This is a genomic window from Nocardia alni (assembly GCF_019038435.1).
Lineage (GTDB): Bacteria > Actinomycetota > Actinomycetes > Mycobacteriales > Mycobacteriaceae > Nocardia > Nocardia alni.
On sequence record NZ_JAGPOX010000334.1, the window covers coordinates 1 to 517 of the forward strand.

The following is a 517-nucleotide window of genomic DNA, read 5'->3' on the forward strand; positions in this document are numbered from 1 at the left end:
GCTCGGTGGTGAACGGCTGGCCGACTACTTTGACCTTGTCGGGTTCGCGGTATACATCGCCCAGTAGTAGTGCTTGGTCCAGGACGTAGGCGTCGGCGCGGCCCTGTTCGACGGCTTGGACGCATTCGGCGTTGGTGTCGAACAGCACCAGTTTGGCCGAGGGCGCGAACTGTTCGATGTCGCCTGCCGCGGTGGAGGCGGTCTCGGTGCAGACCGTCTTGCCGTCGAGGTCGGTGGCCTTGGTGATCGCGGTGTTGCCCTTGGATACCAGGATCGCGTCGCCGGAGGAGTAGTACGGGCCGGCGAAGGCAACCTTCTTGGCACGTCCGGTGGTGATGGTGTAGGTGGCGATGACGGTGTCGACCGCGCCGTTCTGTAGCAGCACTTCTCGGCTGGCGACTTGCACCTGTGTGAGTTTCACGTTCGGTTTGCCGGTGATGTATTTGGCGAGCATCGCGGCCAGGCCGGCGTCGAAGCCGGTGGTCTTGCCGGTCATCGGGTCGGTGAGGGAGAAGAC

The 517-nt window shown here is 63.6% G+C and carries 1 protein-coding gene; it reads right to left on the reverse strand.

Annotated elements, in window-relative coordinates:
• A partial coding sequence (locus JZ791_RS44215) for a transporter substrate-binding domain-containing protein (RefSeq protein ID WP_216903953.1) occupies positions 1-517 on the reverse strand: 517 nt, incomplete at both ends.